The 14,286-nt window shown below is 36.5% G+C and carries 14 protein-coding genes; 10 read left to right on the top strand and 4 right to left on the bottom strand.

Features of this window, described 5'->3' with window-relative positions; all coding sequences use genetic code 11:
* Nucleotides 1-108: 108 nt before the first annotated feature.
* The 4 genes from ACIQXJ_RS02635 to ACIQXJ_RS02650 all read left to right on the top strand — a co-directional run bounded on the left by ACIQXJ_RS02635 (nt 109) and on the right by ACIQXJ_RS02650 (nt 4,442).
* Nucleotides 109-489 carry an Imm10 family immunity protein gene (locus tag ACIQXJ_RS02635; protein WP_403049297.1) on the top strand — a complete coding sequence of 127 codons (381 nt, stop codon included), beginning with the start codon at nt 109-111 and terminating at the stop codon, nt 487-489.
* Nucleotides 490-672: 183 nt separating this feature from the next.
* A complete protein-coding gene (locus ACIQXJ_RS02640; protein WP_403049300.1) occupies nt 673-1,728 on the top strand; it encodes an ankyrin repeat domain-containing protein in 1,056 nt (351 codons plus the stop codon).
* 82 nt (nt 1,729-1,810) lie between these two features.
* Complete coding sequence (locus ACIQXJ_RS02645) at nt 1,811-2,842, top strand: hypothetical protein (protein ID WP_403049303.1); 1,032 nt, start codon at nt 1,811-1,813, stop codon at nt 2,840-2,842.
* Between the two features lie 310 nt (nt 2,843-3,152).
* Nucleotides 3,153-4,442, top strand: a complete 1,290-nt coding sequence (locus ACIQXJ_RS02650; RefSeq protein WP_403049306.1) for a DUF1963 domain-containing protein — start codon at nt 3,153-3,155, stop codon at nt 4,440-4,442.
* A gap of 88 nt (nt 4,443-4,530) precedes the next feature.
* Here ACIQXJ_RS02650 and ACIQXJ_RS02655 read toward each other — a convergent pair whose 3' ends face one another.
* Nucleotides 4,531-5,913: an SMI1/KNR4 family protein gene (locus ACIQXJ_RS02655; RefSeq protein WP_403049309.1), complete on the bottom strand. Its 1,383-nt coding sequence runs from the start codon at nt 5,911-5,913 to the stop codon at nt 4,531-4,533.
* 278 nt (nt 5,914-6,191) lie between these two features.
* On the opposite strand from ACIQXJ_RS02655, the gene ACIQXJ_RS02660 reads away from it, so the two are divergent.
* The 4 genes from ACIQXJ_RS02660 (at nt 6,192) to ACIQXJ_RS02675 (ending at nt 9,485) form a co-directional block, all read left to right on the top strand.
* Nucleotides 6,192-6,410, top strand: a complete 219-nt coding sequence (locus ACIQXJ_RS02660; RefSeq protein WP_403049312.1) for a hypothetical protein — start codon at nt 6,192-6,194, stop codon at nt 6,408-6,410.
* 352 nt (nt 6,411-6,762) lie between these two features.
* Nucleotides 6,763-7,131: a BlaI/MecI/CopY family transcriptional regulator gene (locus tag ACIQXJ_RS02665; protein WP_403049315.1), complete on the top strand. Its 369-nt coding sequence runs from the start codon at nt 6,763-6,765 to the stop codon at nt 7,129-7,131.
* A gap of 1 nt (nt 7,132) precedes the next feature.
* Nucleotides 7,133-8,662, top strand: coding sequence for a M56 family metallopeptidase (locus tag ACIQXJ_RS02670; protein ID WP_403049318.1), 1,530 nt, complete (start codon nt 7,133-7,135; stop codon nt 8,660-8,662).
* Nucleotides 8,663-9,257: 595 nt separating this feature from the next.
* Nucleotides 9,258-9,485: a hypothetical protein gene (locus ACIQXJ_RS02675; protein WP_403049321.1), complete on the top strand. Its 228-nt coding sequence runs from the start codon at nt 9,258-9,260 to the stop codon at nt 9,483-9,485.
* Nucleotides 9,486-9,753: 268 nt separating this feature from the next.
* On the opposite strand, the gene ACIQXJ_RS02680 is transcribed toward ACIQXJ_RS02675, so the two are convergent.
* Complete coding sequence (locus ACIQXJ_RS02680; RefSeq protein WP_403049324.1) at nt 9,754-10,278, bottom strand: hypothetical protein; 525 nt, start codon at nt 10,276-10,278, stop codon at nt 9,754-9,756.
* Nucleotides 10,259-10,756 carry an RNA polymerase sigma factor gene (locus ACIQXJ_RS02685; protein ID WP_403049327.1) on the bottom strand — a complete coding sequence of 166 codons (498 nt, stop codon included), beginning with the start codon at nt 10,754-10,756 and terminating at the stop codon, nt 10,259-10,261. Before ACIQXJ_RS02685 ends, ACIQXJ_RS02680 begins: the two co-directional genes overlap by 20 nt.
* A gap of 281 nt (nt 10,757-11,037) precedes the next feature.
* Here ACIQXJ_RS02685 and ACIQXJ_RS02690 point away from each other — a divergent pair, with 281 nt between their 5' ends.
* The gene (locus ACIQXJ_RS02690) at nt 11,038-11,880 is read left to right on the top strand and encodes an aldo/keto reductase (protein ID WP_403049330.1); all 843 of its coding nucleotides are present in this window, start codon (nt 11,038-11,040) and stop codon (nt 11,878-11,880) included.
* A 54-nt stretch (nt 11,881-11,934) separates the two neighbouring features.
* Here the strand turns inward: ACIQXJ_RS02690 and ACIQXJ_RS02695 are convergent, their stop codons facing one another.
* Complete coding sequence (locus ACIQXJ_RS02695) at nt 11,935-12,324, bottom strand: winged helix-turn-helix transcriptional regulator (RefSeq protein WP_401009331.1); 390 nt, start codon at nt 12,322-12,324, stop codon at nt 11,935-11,937.
* Between the two features lie 109 nt (nt 12,325-12,433).
* Here ACIQXJ_RS02695 and ACIQXJ_RS02700 point away from each other — a divergent pair, with 109 nt between their 5' ends.
* Complete coding sequence (locus ACIQXJ_RS02700; RefSeq protein ID WP_403049333.1) at nt 12,434-13,621, top strand: MFS transporter; 1,188 nt, start codon at nt 12,434-12,436, stop codon at nt 13,619-13,621.
* Nucleotides 13,622-14,286: the final 665 nt, after the last annotated feature.

The following is a 14,286-nucleotide window of genomic DNA, read 5'->3' on the forward strand; positions in this document are numbered from 1 at the left end:
TCGAATCGTATATTGCTATGCGGATTTGATAATTAAGAATTAATAAAACTTGAAATATAGAGATAAACAATTTTTCTAGGAAAATATCGGGGAGAAAGGAGTAATGAAATGGCAATTTTACTAAAAGCGTCTTTTGTTTATTGTGGTATTGAGGATGAGACAATATTAATTGGATTCGCAGATGATGAATTTGACACTAAGGAATATGTGTTGTTTCAAAAGTCGTTATTTATTGATGACATACCCTTTCTAAATAAGGTTCATATTACACTTAATAGTGAAAATAGAGCAGCGTATGGAGGAATAGTAAGGATAATACTTAGCCAAAAATTAATTTCTATCATTTTATCAAAAGAGACTGCAAGTTCACTTGGCGTAGCTGATTCCATTGACATTGAGTATGCTGTAGATGAAAAAGAATTTAAATCCTTAATAAGTCACTTTCATAAGCTTAATGTCGAGCAAGAGTTAGTTATTGAGATGAGGTAAGTACTAAAGAACAGAGCCCTTCGTATGACACCCTATTCATCCCTCAGGCATTCTCCATCGTTCCCTATAGTAAGGGAATCTCTCCATATGACTATATTTATAAAAATAGACAGGAAATGAATAAGTGGTAAAATTTAGTGATAAAGTAAAATGAAAAATCAGACGTAAGGAGAGAAAACAAAGATGGGCAAGAAGAAAAAGACCTTACCGAAAAATTTCGATGAACTTATTGAAGCAGGTGATATATCAGCGTTAAAAGAGGTATTTATGAAATGCGAATTAGATGCTCGTGGCGGTTACAGCAAATCAACGGCCTTGAGCTTTTTCAATATACCGAATGAATTGGTTCGCTGGCTTGTGGAACAGGGTGCTGATATAAATGCTAGTGATAGTTATGGAAGAACGCCTTTACATAAACATGCAATAAGTTCGAGCGGTACTACTGAATTGCTGATTGATTTAGGTGCAGATATAGAAGCTAGTGATTATCAAGACGAGACACCTTTATTTGTCGCGGCAGGTTTTTGTAATTCAAATGCGGTTCACACATTGGTTGCCAAAGGGGCAAATATTAACGCAGAAAATAAGATGAAACAGACGCCTTTAGAAAAAGCTTTGGCAATGTGTAAAAACATCGATATCGTCAATATGGCGAAAGTTGCCGATATTTTGCTTAATGCTGGAGTAACAGTAACGCAGGAAATGAAAAAATCTATTAAGCGAATTGGAACCGACTTTGAATTCCACAGAGAGGGCTTTAATAAAGACTATTTGAATCAAACGGATGAGGGGTTATTACATCTATATGAGCTATTCGATGTTCCTCCAGTTGGAAAAAGAAAAACGCACGATGACGTCTCTCCAATAGTAGTAGTAACAAAGGGATGGCAGGCACAACATAATGAACTCTGGAGTTTATTAATTCCATCACAAGGACATGCGAAGACCGTACAAGGTGAGGTTATCCGTATTACTGGTAAAGTATCATACGAAATTTTAGATAACGGCGCAATCAATTGGGATAATCAATATCGTAAAATGCTTAGTAGTCTAAACCATTACTTTAGCATGGGTACACCATTAAATGATGCTGCACTTCAGGAGGCAGAAACATTAGTAAAAGCACTTCGCAATGGACATGGTCGTGATGAACCAGCGAGGCTGTGCGAACTGGCAGTGTGCTGGGTACTCAGTAATTTGAATCCTATTACGTTGGAACAGCCCGACTATAAGCGATAACTTAGTTACGACTTATTCGGTGTTAAGGGATGGCATAACACTAAATTAACATTCACAAACTTAAAAGGGGATGCATGTCAGAATGAGTTATGATGTTCAAATTGGAAGGTTAATCAGTGGGAGAAGAGAATTGGAAGGCAAAGGTATGTTTCTATTATGCTCAACAGCTCAAACCATTCAGGAAATCTCGACATTTGATCCATATGAAGGGATATTCGTTAGTAGAAGTGATCTTGAGAATGCGCTATACGACTTCTGCAAATCGGCTATCTCTAACTATATTGAAGAAGGAAGAAACAAAGATGTGTATACCTTCTCTATCTATACCGATAGCTATAACGGTAGTTATGTCGTGTACATTAATAATCGGGCTTCTTTAGAACAAACTGTTGCTGATTGCTACGCACGTTATCAAGAAAATTATGTAAGAACTGGTGACGAGATTTATAATCAAACAAAAGAGCAGGTATATAGTTCTTGTAAATTTAGTGAAGGCGATTATCCCTTTATGTTTGAAGAAATGCCTGATTGCATTGAAAGCTATCTTGAAATGTTCAGCTGCATTAGCCAAGAAACGCCTGAGTATTTAAGCAATGAGGAGAATTATATATTTGAAAAGACGATAATAGATTCGGAGTTGTTCTTAATCGCCATTGATGTTACTCAACGATTGCAGAACGATTTAAAACAATTGAACCAAACAGTGGACTTCATTGCCTACGTTTCAGCGGCGGATGGCGTTGGTGGTGATTATTTGACACTAAGTCAACTCTTAAGGAACTGTGTACCCGAAGACCAATTGTATAACGCGATGCCTGATTTAAAGATTAAAGACCAGGAATTTCGGGCTGCTGTTGATGCTATACACCAACTCCCCTTTGTTCAGCAGATAAAACATTGGGTCAATGTTATAGAAGGAGGAGAATTTGCTGAAGGTAGTATGAAAAGTTTCTGGCGAACAGATTATGAAGCCTATGAACAGCTTGTTGAGCTTGGTGGTCAAGCCATCCCATATATTAAAGAGTATTTGAACGGTGATCTTAAGAATGAGAGCAAGGATATTTTAACGATCGTATTAGAAGATTTGGAACAACAAGCTGACACCTTATCATAATACCGTTGCAAAATCGATTATGTAGGTAACAATGAATAGTCGAATCAACGATTCTGGAGAATGTAGGGATTATATTCATGAACGAAACATATTTGTCTTTATTTTTTTACACCTTAAAGTATAGGGGAATTAATAGCACACAATGCTTAACAGACGAAGAAGGGAGACAAATTGAAAACCGATATTCAATTAAGTTTCCTCCATATTTCTTAAAGGTTCAGATCCTAGACCTATAAAATTTTAGTATGAATTGTTGGTTGAGTTTGTCTTTCGAAGAAATCGAGGACTTAATAAAGGGGGGAATCAAAATATGACAGAACGAATATCATGTAAGATGGTAGGCTGCAGCGCAACAATTTTGCCGAGCACCGCAGCCAAAACAGGCGGAATCTGCATGCCCTGCCAACAGGAGCAGGAACGAAAAAAACAACAAACATATATTGAGCAGCACCGCAAAACGGTCAATCTCTATGATGGATTAACAGATCGTATAGATATTCTCAAGGTGATGAATGCACCTAGAAAGTATGACCCACTTATCCAGTATGTTTCGTATCCGTTAAGCATGGAGCAGATGTACTTATCATTATCAGCCCAAGAAGCGGACTGTATGTTGAAATATGCATTGGAATTACTCGCTGTTAACAATGAAAGTGAAGCAGAAGATATTTTATTATCTCTGGTGTGCTACCGGGATGATAATATATCAGATGCTTTGCCTGAGCTTATAGAGCGCGGCTTGTTTGATAATCCGATTCTTTTTAAAGATGCATCACAAGGCATACGAAATCTGCTTTTAGAGCAGGTGAAATGGGATGATGACAACCGAAATCATCTCCTCCTAGTACTCGGCTGGATTGGTGATACTGTTGTTACAGAGCAGTTTCGGGAATGGCACATGCAGCCACCAACATGGTCGGAGCAGTTGTTTGTAACGCCTGAAACGTACGCACTTGATGGAGGTTGGGAGCTTACCCCAGACGGAGAGCGGCGTGACCTAATTAACCATTTATGTTATGCGATCAGGCAAGCTGACCAACAGTTGGATAATCTAAACGAAGACCATCATGCCCATTTTCTAGAGTCAAGCCATTCAACATGTCCATGGTGTAACAGGAAGTTAACGAAGTTGATGGACGTAGCTACCACCCATCCGGCATTAAAATATCTACACTTGCAGATGGAGAACCTACAGGTTATAACCTGTGATGTATGTGGAAGTTTTAGCACAATATACATGGAGTTGGACAATCATGGCGTTCCCGTTTGGAGCCGCCATAATCAAGAACCTGATTATCTTCCTGATATCGATGACCTAAGCAGTGAAGCGGAAACCGTACCTAGTTTAGTCCTTTCACATGAACCGCAATCGCCGTATTATGCTGCAGTTTGGACGATGTCACAATTGGATTCGCAAATTGGTGGACATCCAAGTTGGGTACAAGAGCCGGAGTATCCGCTTTGTCCTTGTTGTGAACGAAGAATGCAATTCATCGGGCAGATTGATTATGCTGATTTCGACAAATATGCAGAAGGTATTTTTTATATGTTTATATGTCCAAAAGACAGAATGACAGCAACGGCATATCAGCAAAGCTGAGAACTGTTCACGCTTTGTTGCATTTCAGGGACAGCCACAAGAAGAACAAAATGAGAAAAAGAGCCCGCTTTAACAGCGAGCTCTTTGCTTATGCTTCTTTTAACTTATTAATTACTTCATCTATATAGGAATCTGTAAAGTGAATAATCCCGAGATTTTTTACAATACGTCCTTCCTTCAGGCGGTGATCAAGCCAATCTGTAATAAAGGCAGGAGCATATCCGCCTTGACCGAATTCTCCGCCAAATGCGATGATGTTCTGATAAATAGATACATATTGATCGTAATTAGTGTCTGGATACGACTTGGTATATAACCAAAACTGCACATCATACATGTCATAGGATAATTCATCTGCATGAAAACTAAAATGGCCTTTCTCTTCGACAATTCGTGTACATATGTTACGAATTTTTTGTTCCACCTGAGCCACTTCAGTTACCTGAGAGCACAATTCCTCCAGCAGAGGTGAAAATTTGCCGTGCGCTACTTTATCGAGAGCTGCTTCTTTGTCTTCTTCAGAAGTATCATATTGTTCTTCGCTCACTAAGCCTTTAATAAAGTCTTCAAAATTGTCAGCAAGGAAGGTAATCTCATAATCATCTTCTTGATCGACATGAATAACTTCAGGTTCACCATTCCTACCGCAAGCTCGATAGTCTAACATTACGACATCATGACCGGCTGATGGACAATCACAGATTACGACTCCAATGTCTGGATATCCCCATTCCTCAATCATAAACGGACTACCCAAATCTCCGCACAGGGAATAGCTTTTCTCGCGCCCAATACCCATAATACCGGTAATGGCAATATGATCCTCAGCCCAGGAAGTAGGGTCCTCTGTTGGAAAGCAAGTGTTCACCGGCACCCCACCATTTTGCTGCTTCATAAGATAAATATAAGAGGAGGGGAGCTTATAACCAAGTTCTTTTTCTATAGAGTCGATTAGTTCATCCGTAGGGGGATCACATTGGTAGGATGTTCTTGCGTACTCGCTGTCATCCCAGAAATCAGTTAGAAACATGTCTGAAAAAGGAATTTTCTTTGCAAGGGAACCGCCACGCGCCAAGGAATCTTTCTTTTTGGCAAGCCGGAGTTCTTCTTTTTTTTGCTTCTCCGCTTTATGAGTACTCTGTCTCAAAAAATATTCCGTACTTTGAACACCAGGCTCTAATTGATCTGACCTGCTGAAAGCTTGAACTGCTTCCTCATATCGTTGTAAATAATAAAGAGCAAAGCCAACCCGATAATGCCATAGTGAATCCTGTTTGCCAGCCTCAGCAATCTTACCGAATTGATGGAGTGCTTCTTCGTAAAGCCCTAAATTGTTATAGGCTCTTGCCATAATGCTAATTGCTTCATAGTCGCGCTCTTCTTCAGGAATTGCTAAAAGCGAATCGATAATTCGCTGATGTTCGTCTACTTCATGCCATGCAATCAATTGATCAATTAGCTTTTGTTCCATGTCTACCTCCAAATGATTATTTACATAATAATTACTTATGTATCTGGTAGCCTCTACCTTAAAATAGTAACATCTATAAATGAAGGATTCTAGAATTTTCCTTTATGTTACGATGAAGCAAAATTAGATAGTAGGAAACATCTCAGAAAGTAAGAAGTTCTCGAGTAGTTTTCTGATGAAGCACGGGTTATGAGGGAATTTTGCGGCAATTTCAGAATAAAGCAAGTTGGATTCTGTCATTTAGCTGTGCGATAAAAGGCGGAAAAGAGGCGTTTAACGTGAAATATAAATTTACAGAAGTGTTGAATGATCTTATAAACTATTTCATTCTCGGAGATATTTTGTTACTGGAGAGCTGGAAACAGTCTAATAATCTTTCAGATAATTTAGCAATGGAATTTACAACAAACGAGAGCGGCGATAATGTAGTGCATGATGGTATCATACTCCCCATGGTAGGAATTGAAAACTATCCCTATACCAGCCGATATATATAAACAAAGCTATTCTATACATAAGATAGAATAGCTTTTTTTTTGTGGTGAACAAGAAGAGATAGACTAATAGAGCTATCATAAACCTAATCTACTTTAATATTACTTCCTCTATTGATTTTTTCACTCCTGGATTCTTTGTATTTCGAAAATTATCCTACTAAATTTTCCCAATAATTTTAATTGCATAGAGAGTTTCTGTAACTTGGAGTAATGTATTCATAGGCTGGAGAAGGATAATATTTGTATTAAAAGATAATATATATCCATCTATAGTAATATTTGACAAAAAGTATTAGAAGGAGATACTATATATATAAGACAACTGACTTAAATGAAAAAGGGGTGATTAATTATGAAAAAGCTACCTGAAGCAGAATTTGAGGTTATGAAGATAGTGTGGGAAAGTAATCCTCCAATTACTACAGGTATAATAATGAGAGAAATAGGAAATGAGAAAGGCTGGAAAATCCAAACCGTAGTAACCCTTATGCAAAGATTAACTGAACGTGGGTTTCTTCGCAGCGAGAAAAACGGTAAGGAGAGATTTTATTACCCTATAGTAGAAAAAAATGCCTATCTAAGTTTTGAAACAGAGCATTTTATGAAGCTCTATCATAAAAACTCCTTTATGAATTTGGTGGGTACACTTTATAAGTCTGATACTATTTCTAATGAAGATTTAGCTTTATTAATTAAATGGGTGGAAGAAAAGAGGGATTAACATGCAAAGTATCATGGTAGGTTTATTCTTTAAATCTGTAGTTATGTCTATCATTGGACTACTATTTGTAGCTGCAACTCCTTTCCTTTTAAAACGATACAATGCTAGATGGCTTTATTATGGATGGCTTGCTATCCTGGCAGGGTTTATTTTGCCATTTACATTTAATATACCGACCAAAGTTGTTAATTTAACAGAGTCAGTGCCATTACCATCTAAAGAACCAGTTCCAGTTAATAGTAGTCAGATAACACTTGTCTCCTCATCTATAGATACAGTGACAGCGCTTTCTGTATGGCAGATAGTGATGATAGTTTGGATTCTAGGAATCGTTGTTTTTTTGTCAGTTCATCTTGTAAGACATTATCGTTTTATGTATATGGTGGGAAGATGGGGGGAAACGATAACTGAATCGAAAACCCTTCACTTGCTTGAAAAAGTTAAACGTGAAATGAATATCACCAAGGAAATTGCATTAAAAAAATGTAGCTTTATTCATTCTCCTATGTTAGTCGGGTTTGCTAAAAATACTATTTGGCTACCTCATAATGCTTATCAGGAAGAAGAGCTAAACGTGATATTGAAGCATGAGTTAGTTCATTTAAAACGAAAGGATTTATGGTATAAAGCTTTTGTATTGCTGATCAGTAGTATTCATTGGTTTAACCCTTTGTTCTATCTGTTTGCTAAAGAACTGGACAATTTGTGTGAACACGCTTGTGATGATGAAGTAGTGAAAAACACTGATATACAACTTAGAAAAACATATAGTCAGACGATACTAAATGCTGAAAAAGCCAAAAGAGGAGAAGCTGTTTTTTCTACGAATTTTCTAGGCAACGCTCAAATTCTTAAAAAGAGAATATTCTCCATTATGGATATGAGTAAGAAGAAATCTGGAATCGTTGTAATGGCGCTATTAATTCTACTTTCAACAGGCGGAATGGCTGTCAGTTCAGCATTTGCGATTTCTAGTGTACCGTTGAACTATTTAGATGAAACGTTTATGAAAGATTCCATTTTAAATGGTGCATCCAGAGGTGACTTTGCAACAGACAAATTTATTATTTATCCAAATAATATGATGGATAGAAAAGCTGTGCCGACAGAGCCTGTTTTAGACAAGGAACTCTATCGTGATAAGTTTTCTGAAGGAGTTGTTGGAGCTGAAGCAAGATACCAATATCCGATTGAAATTGTGCATAAGCAAAATGGACAGAAATATACAACCATAATTCAAATTGAATATGACTATGAGCTACTTTCACCTATCGAATATGACGAACTCAATACCCTTATCGAAGCTTATTTATTACCTTTTAATGAGTTAAAATCGATACCCTATAAAGATTTCATTACACCATTTTACCTTGAAAATAGATTAAAAGATTATATAAAAGATATTGATACACAGAATATGGACGAACGAGTCGAATTCACATTTCGTTTTGGTGGCTTGATAACGAACAATAATAATCTTACTTATTCAAGTCATAATCCAATAGGTACTACACCACGTTATATGAAATAGTACCCGATGGGAAAATAGTGGGGGCTACGGACCATTCAGCCTCAATCATCAATAAACCTACTTCTTCTAACCTGAAAGCAAACAGTACTTCTGTTGATAAGAATAACACTTCTATGTTAATCGTTAATGCAAAAGTATCTTATACTAGCTCAACAGGAACAAGCAGTGGGGGAACGATTTCAATGTTCGTGTATGCTAATGGTGTTTATAACTAATAAAGTAAATTAAAAAGGGTCCTTCACACCTTTTGATTGTCGATTGTTTAGTAAAATTTAAGTTTATTCCACTACATATTATAAATAGCAAATGATTAATGTATTAGTGGTATATATAGAATATTTACAAAAACCATTATTAACTTATGTTAACGATGGTTTTTTTCAATCTGAGAAATAGTATATTTGATTTAGAAGCTATTCGTGAAGAGTTAGGATTTGTTAAATGGGGCTTTGTAGCCATTACACTGGTAGATGCTGGGTATCGTTTATAGAATTTATTTAATGAATACGCACGGTCTTTCATAATACTAAAAATTTCCAATGATTACATCCATCCCAATTGTCCCATGCTATAACTAGATGGGGGGTGTCGGCTCATGGATTATGAATATACAGTGAAGTTTTATTTCAACGAAAGTCGTGAGGAAGAATATAAAATTAAAAATAATATTGGACAAGATACATTTGTGGAAGAAATGTCTAACGGCTTCAATGACAAGGCCTGGTATGCATTTACTGAAACTGAAAATTTTAAAACGATCCTTATTAGTACGAAAGAGGTTTATAAGGTAACAGTTGTCCAAAATGTTGTTACATTTGATTAATTTAATGTACATTAAAAAATTTAATACTTTCAATCTTCTACCAGCATTACTCATTCCTTAATTGTATTTTTATTTATACATTAAGTCCTTTTATTATAAACTTAGAAGTATTGAACTACTTTAAAGAGAAAACACACACAAATTTGTAATTACCAAATTTGTGTGTGTTTTATGCACTAAAATTAAATATTGAACATTATTTAGGAAGGTGTAAATAAAAAAGTTTTATATCTCCTTAAGATTAAAATCTTGTAGTATAAAGAATCAATTATTCTACAGGAGCCATATTGTTATAGATCACGTCGGCAGTAACTTTTCCAGTCGTAACATCTTGAGATGTGTAACCCGAAATGAAGTTTCCAACTTTAAATTCCTTTTGCAAAAGTTCTTCTGATGGTTTTGCTGCAGTTGGGCCTTTTATTCCCAGCTGGGTTTTGTCCGTTATCGTTACCCATAAATCACCGATCTTAAAGCTTTTGCCGTTTGCATTGACCTCAGTAATCGTCCCTTCAATATTCACCACTGCTTTGGCTGTAGTTTGCGGTTTATCTATTTCCACTAATGTACTTTGCGTGTCGGTCTTCGAATGCTGTATCATCGTGTACGTCCCTGTCAATACTGTACAAACTGTGACTATTAAGCCCAAATTTTTTAAGGATAATTTCATGCTATTTTTCATTTTCAATTCCTCCTTAAGGGGTGTTGATTGCATGATTTTTTTATAAGTCTCTTCTTTGAATCTATCGTTAATCTTCATCTGCTCCATCGCAGATTTATAGACAGACTTCCTCATTCTCAAGCCCTCCAATCTTTTCTTTTAAAAGAAGGCGTCCACGCGCAAGCCAAGTACCCACTGTTGCTGGTTTGGCCTGTAGGATCTCAGCAATTTCCTGGATAGAATAACCCTCATAATAGTGCAGATGGATGGGAATCCGATATTTTTTATCCAGAGCTAATACTGCCTGTAATAACTCGTTCTCTTCTTTAGGGAGGTAGCTTAAATCCTCAGGAATTGGATTTCTGCTGCGGAACCAGCCGGTTTTCAGCATATTTTTGCTTTTGTTAATGGTAGTGCGTATGAGCCAAGCTTTTTCATGTTCATCATTGTTGAATACAGGGGAATTCTGCAAATAAGTTAAAAATACCTCCTGTGCAACTTCTTCAGCGTCCGCTACATTTTTTAGATAGGCGAACGCCACTTTAATCAGACTCTGCGAATATAAGTCCAGTGCCCTTCGCAATGCTTCATGTACTTCTAGAGAATGATGCACCCCACCACCTCCTTTCACTATTAATACAACTGAGGATGTCGTTTTTTTTCATTGAGAATAAAATTTTTAAATAAATAGTGGATGAGTTCAATGTATTTTCCACTACCTTATCCTTATTTTCTCATGTAATTATAAAAAACTTTATTCCGCTAATCATTGCCAACTCACAAATGTTACCTCTACGTTACTATGAAACAAAATTGTGCGTACTTTTTTTTGCTCTTTCGAGACAACATAATGAGAAAGCAATCAAGTAAACACATATTGGAGGAATAAAATTAATGAATCATTTACAAGATACAATCACATTAAATAACGGGCTACAAATGCCTGGTATGGGTTTAGGTGTTTTTCAAGTAGAGAATGATGCTACTGCAGAAATGGTTAAAAACGCTATCGAGGTTGGATATCGAAGCATCGATACTGCTGCTATTTATGGCAATGAAGCGGGCGTAGGGGAAGGTATAAAACTAGCGCTAGCATCTACTGGTTTACGTCGTGAAGACTTGTTTATTACATCAAAAGTATGGAATGACGGATTAAACTATGACGAAACAATTGCTGCATATGAAGAGAGTCTACAAAAATTAGGGTTAGATTATTTAGATCTTTACCTTATTCATTGGCCAGGTAAAGATAAGTATTCTGAATCTTGGAGAGCGCTTGAAGATTTATATGAACAAGGCAAGATTAAAGCAATTGGCGTATGTAACTTCACTGTAGCACACTTGGAAAAATTATTATCATTTGCTCGTATTAAACCTGTTATCAATCAAGTGGAATTCCACCCACGCTTACAGCAAATGGAGCTTCGTTCATTTTGTGATAAGCACCAAATTCAATTAGAAGCATGGGCACCTTTAATGCAAGGCGGACTTCTTGAAGATGAAACAATTTCTAAAATCGCTACAAAATATGGGAAATCAATTGCTCAAGTTATTTTGCGTTGGGATGTCCAAAATGGAGTAATCACAATTCCAAAATCTGTGCGTAGAGAACGCATGATGCAAAATGCGGATATTTTTGACTTTCATTTAACAGCCGAAGAAATGGCTACTATTAATTCCATGAACCTTGAACAACGTGTTGGACCGAACCCAGATGAATTTGACTTTGCTCTATAAGCATTAAAAAGGAAAAGAGACTGTCTAGTGTGTGACAGTCTCTTTCTTCCCTCATTATGATGTTTGCTGCATAGCGATAGCGATATCTTCATCGCGTTGTTTTAAAACGACATCTTCGCCTTTTTCCTGTAATACTTCAATATGATTTTCGCCCCAAGTGCAAAGCATGTTTAAAATAGGTTCCATTCCTTCTCCATAAGGCGTTAAGGAATATTCAACTTTGGGCGGTACTTGATTAAAGACCTTGCGATCGATTAGTCCAGCTTGCTCTAACTCTCGTAATTGGCTGGTAAGCATCTTTTGTGAAATTTTTGGAATCAATCGTCGAAACTCATTTGTTCGAATTTTACCATGGTGGTTTAAATGACAAAGAATAATCGGTTTCCATTTTCCACCGATTACTTCAAGCGTCGCTTCAACACCAATATTATATAATTTTTGCATTGTAACCTCCGTATTATACAAAAGTAACTAAAAGTACTCTATGGGTCATTTAGGTATGTACTGAATATTACTACACATGCAAAGGAAAATCAAAGGAGATAGTATTCGTATGTCACAATCAAAAAAGCCAAATGCTAAATTAACTTTGCTAGCACTTGCAATTAGTGCATTTGGTATAGGGTCCACTGAATTTATCAGTGTTGGCCTTCTACCATTAATTAAAGATAACTTTGGTATATCGTTAAGCACAGCAGGCTTAACCGTTTCTATATATGCACTAGGTGTAACGATTGGGGCTCCATTATTAACAGCCTTTACATCACGCCTCAGTCGCAAAACAGTTTTATTGCTTGTTATGACCATTTTTATTATTGGTAATTTAACAGCAGCATTAGCACCTATTTTCTCCATCCTGATTATAGGACGCATTATTTCAGCATTAGCACATGGTGTGTTTATGTCCATCGCCTCTGTCATTGCAGCCGATGTAGTTGAACCAAATAAACGAGCAAGTGCTATTGCCTTTATGTTTACAGGTTTAACATTAGCTACTGTAACAGGCGTCCCACTTGGTACATTTATTGGACAAGTAATGGACTGGCGTATGTCGTTCATTTTTATTGTCGTAATTGGGATTATCGGTTTAATTAGTAATGCGATGTTAGTCCCTAGCCAATTATCGAAAGGCAATCCAATCTCTTTACGTGATATTGGCAAAGTATTAGGTAATATCCGCATGTTATTAATACTTTTCATTACTGCAATTGGCTACGGTGGTGTCTTTGTTGTTTATACGTTTGTTTCGCCGATTTTAGAGCAATATATGGGGTACTCACCACATGCTGTTGTTGTGATTTTAGTTGTCTATGGTATTTGTGTTGCAATTGGTAATACATTAGGCGGTCATTTCGCTAATAAAAATCCGCTTCGTTCAATTTTTATTATTTTTGTTGGGCTTGCCTTAGCATTACTTGGCATTAGCTTTACGCTCGAATCACCAATTATCGGATTAATCATGGTACTGCTAATGGGGTTATTTATGTTCATGAATGTCCCAGGCTTGCAATTATATGCGGTTATTCTGTCTGAAAAATATGTGCCATCAGCTATTTCCATGGCTTCCGCATTAAATATTTCTGCTTTTAACATTGGTATATTTCTAGGATCATATATTGGAGGCATTATTATTCGCCATCAATCGTTAGCGCATACACCCCTTTACGGATTCTTAATGGTGATGCTTGCAGCGGTTGTTACTCTTCTTTGGTTTCTTTTTGATAAAAAGAAAGGGGATTAATTTTTAGGCGTGAGTAATTAATAATGAGGAGATAAATAAAAAGGAAGCTCATTATGGTTTTCTTTCAGGTTATAGCCAAACTCGAAAAAATTCGAGTTTGGCTATAGTTTTTTTATTTAAAACAAATATAGTTGATTTCCGTTTCGTGCGGACACTTTCCGCGGGCACACCGTAAGGAGCAAAACTCCTAGCGTGCGGTTTGTTAGGACTTACGTTCTATGCGTTCTCGCAGGAGTCGTCGCCGCCTTTCACTCCAATCAGCTAACCATAGTTTCCTTTTTTCTATTTATATCTATCTAAGTGAAAGTAGTTCAATTGTACTTTAATTATTATATCCTAATTGCCATTCCTTTAAATTCCCTTGACTTCTAGCTTGGTTTTTAGTTTTATTATAAGTATATAAATTAATTCATTTAACTAATTGCTATCAATTTTCAAAATAAAATTATGAATCATTTAGCTAATTTTAATATGCAATGAACAAAGTTTTTTGGTTACGTATAGGTAGGACCTCTAGTGTATAGATGGTCTTTTTTTGTGGGCTCATAAAATAAAATAGACTACCTAAAACTTGCTTTCCACCCAAGTTCTAAGGTAGTTTGTTGGTAAAGAAAATAGTTTTATCGAGGACACGTGTAAGCTTATACAACCATTTGTTGAGATGA

The sequence above is a fragment of the Lysinibacillus sp. NPDC097868 genome (assembly GCF_044761135.1).
Lineage (GTDB): Bacteria > Bacillota > Bacilli > Bacillales_A > Planococcaceae > Lysinibacillus.

Bases quoted from the DNA above. Each gene is read 5' to 3' on its own strand.
- ACIQXJ_RS02635 (WP_403049297.1), top strand. From the start codon at position 109: ATGGCAATTTTACTAAAAGCGTCTTTTGTTTATTGTGGTATTGAGGAT.
- ACIQXJ_RS02640 (WP_403049300.1), top strand. From the start codon at position 673: ATGGGCAAGAAGAAAAAGACCTTACCGAAAAATTTCGATGAACTTATT.
- ACIQXJ_RS02645 (WP_403049303.1), top strand. From the start codon at position 1,811: ATGAGTTATGATGTTCAAATTGGAAGGTTAATCAGTGGGAGAAGAGAA.
- ACIQXJ_RS02650 (WP_403049306.1), top strand. From the start codon at position 3,153: ATGACAGAACGAATATCATGTAAGATGGTAGGCTGCAGCGCAACAATT.
- ACIQXJ_RS02655 (WP_403049309.1), bottom strand. From the start codon at position 5,913: ATGGAACAAAAGCTAATTGATCAATTGATTGCATGGCATGAAGTAGAC.
- ACIQXJ_RS02665 (WP_403049315.1), top strand. From the start codon at position 6,763: ATGAAAAAGCTACCTGAAGCAGAATTTGAGGTTATGAAGATAGTGTGG.
- ACIQXJ_RS02670 (WP_403049318.1), top strand. From the start codon at position 7,133: ATGCAAAGTATCATGGTAGGTTTATTCTTTAAATCTGTAGTTATGTCT.
- ACIQXJ_RS02675 (WP_403049321.1), top strand. From the start codon at position 9,258: ATGGATTATGAATATACAGTGAAGTTTTATTTCAACGAAAGTCGTGAG.
- ACIQXJ_RS02680 (WP_403049324.1), bottom strand. From the start codon at position 10,278: ATGAGGAAGTCTGTCTATAAATCTGCGATGGAGCAGATGAAGATTAAC.
- ACIQXJ_RS02690 (WP_403049330.1), top strand. From the start codon at position 11,038: ATGAATCATTTACAAGATACAATCACATTAAATAACGGGCTACAAATG.
- ACIQXJ_RS02695 (WP_401009331.1), bottom strand. From the start codon at position 12,324: ATGCAAAAATTATATAATATTGGTGTTGAAGCGACGCTTGAAGTAATC.
- ACIQXJ_RS02700 (WP_403049333.1), top strand. From the start codon at position 12,434: ATGTCACAATCAAAAAAGCCAAATGCTAAATTAACTTTGCTAGCACTT.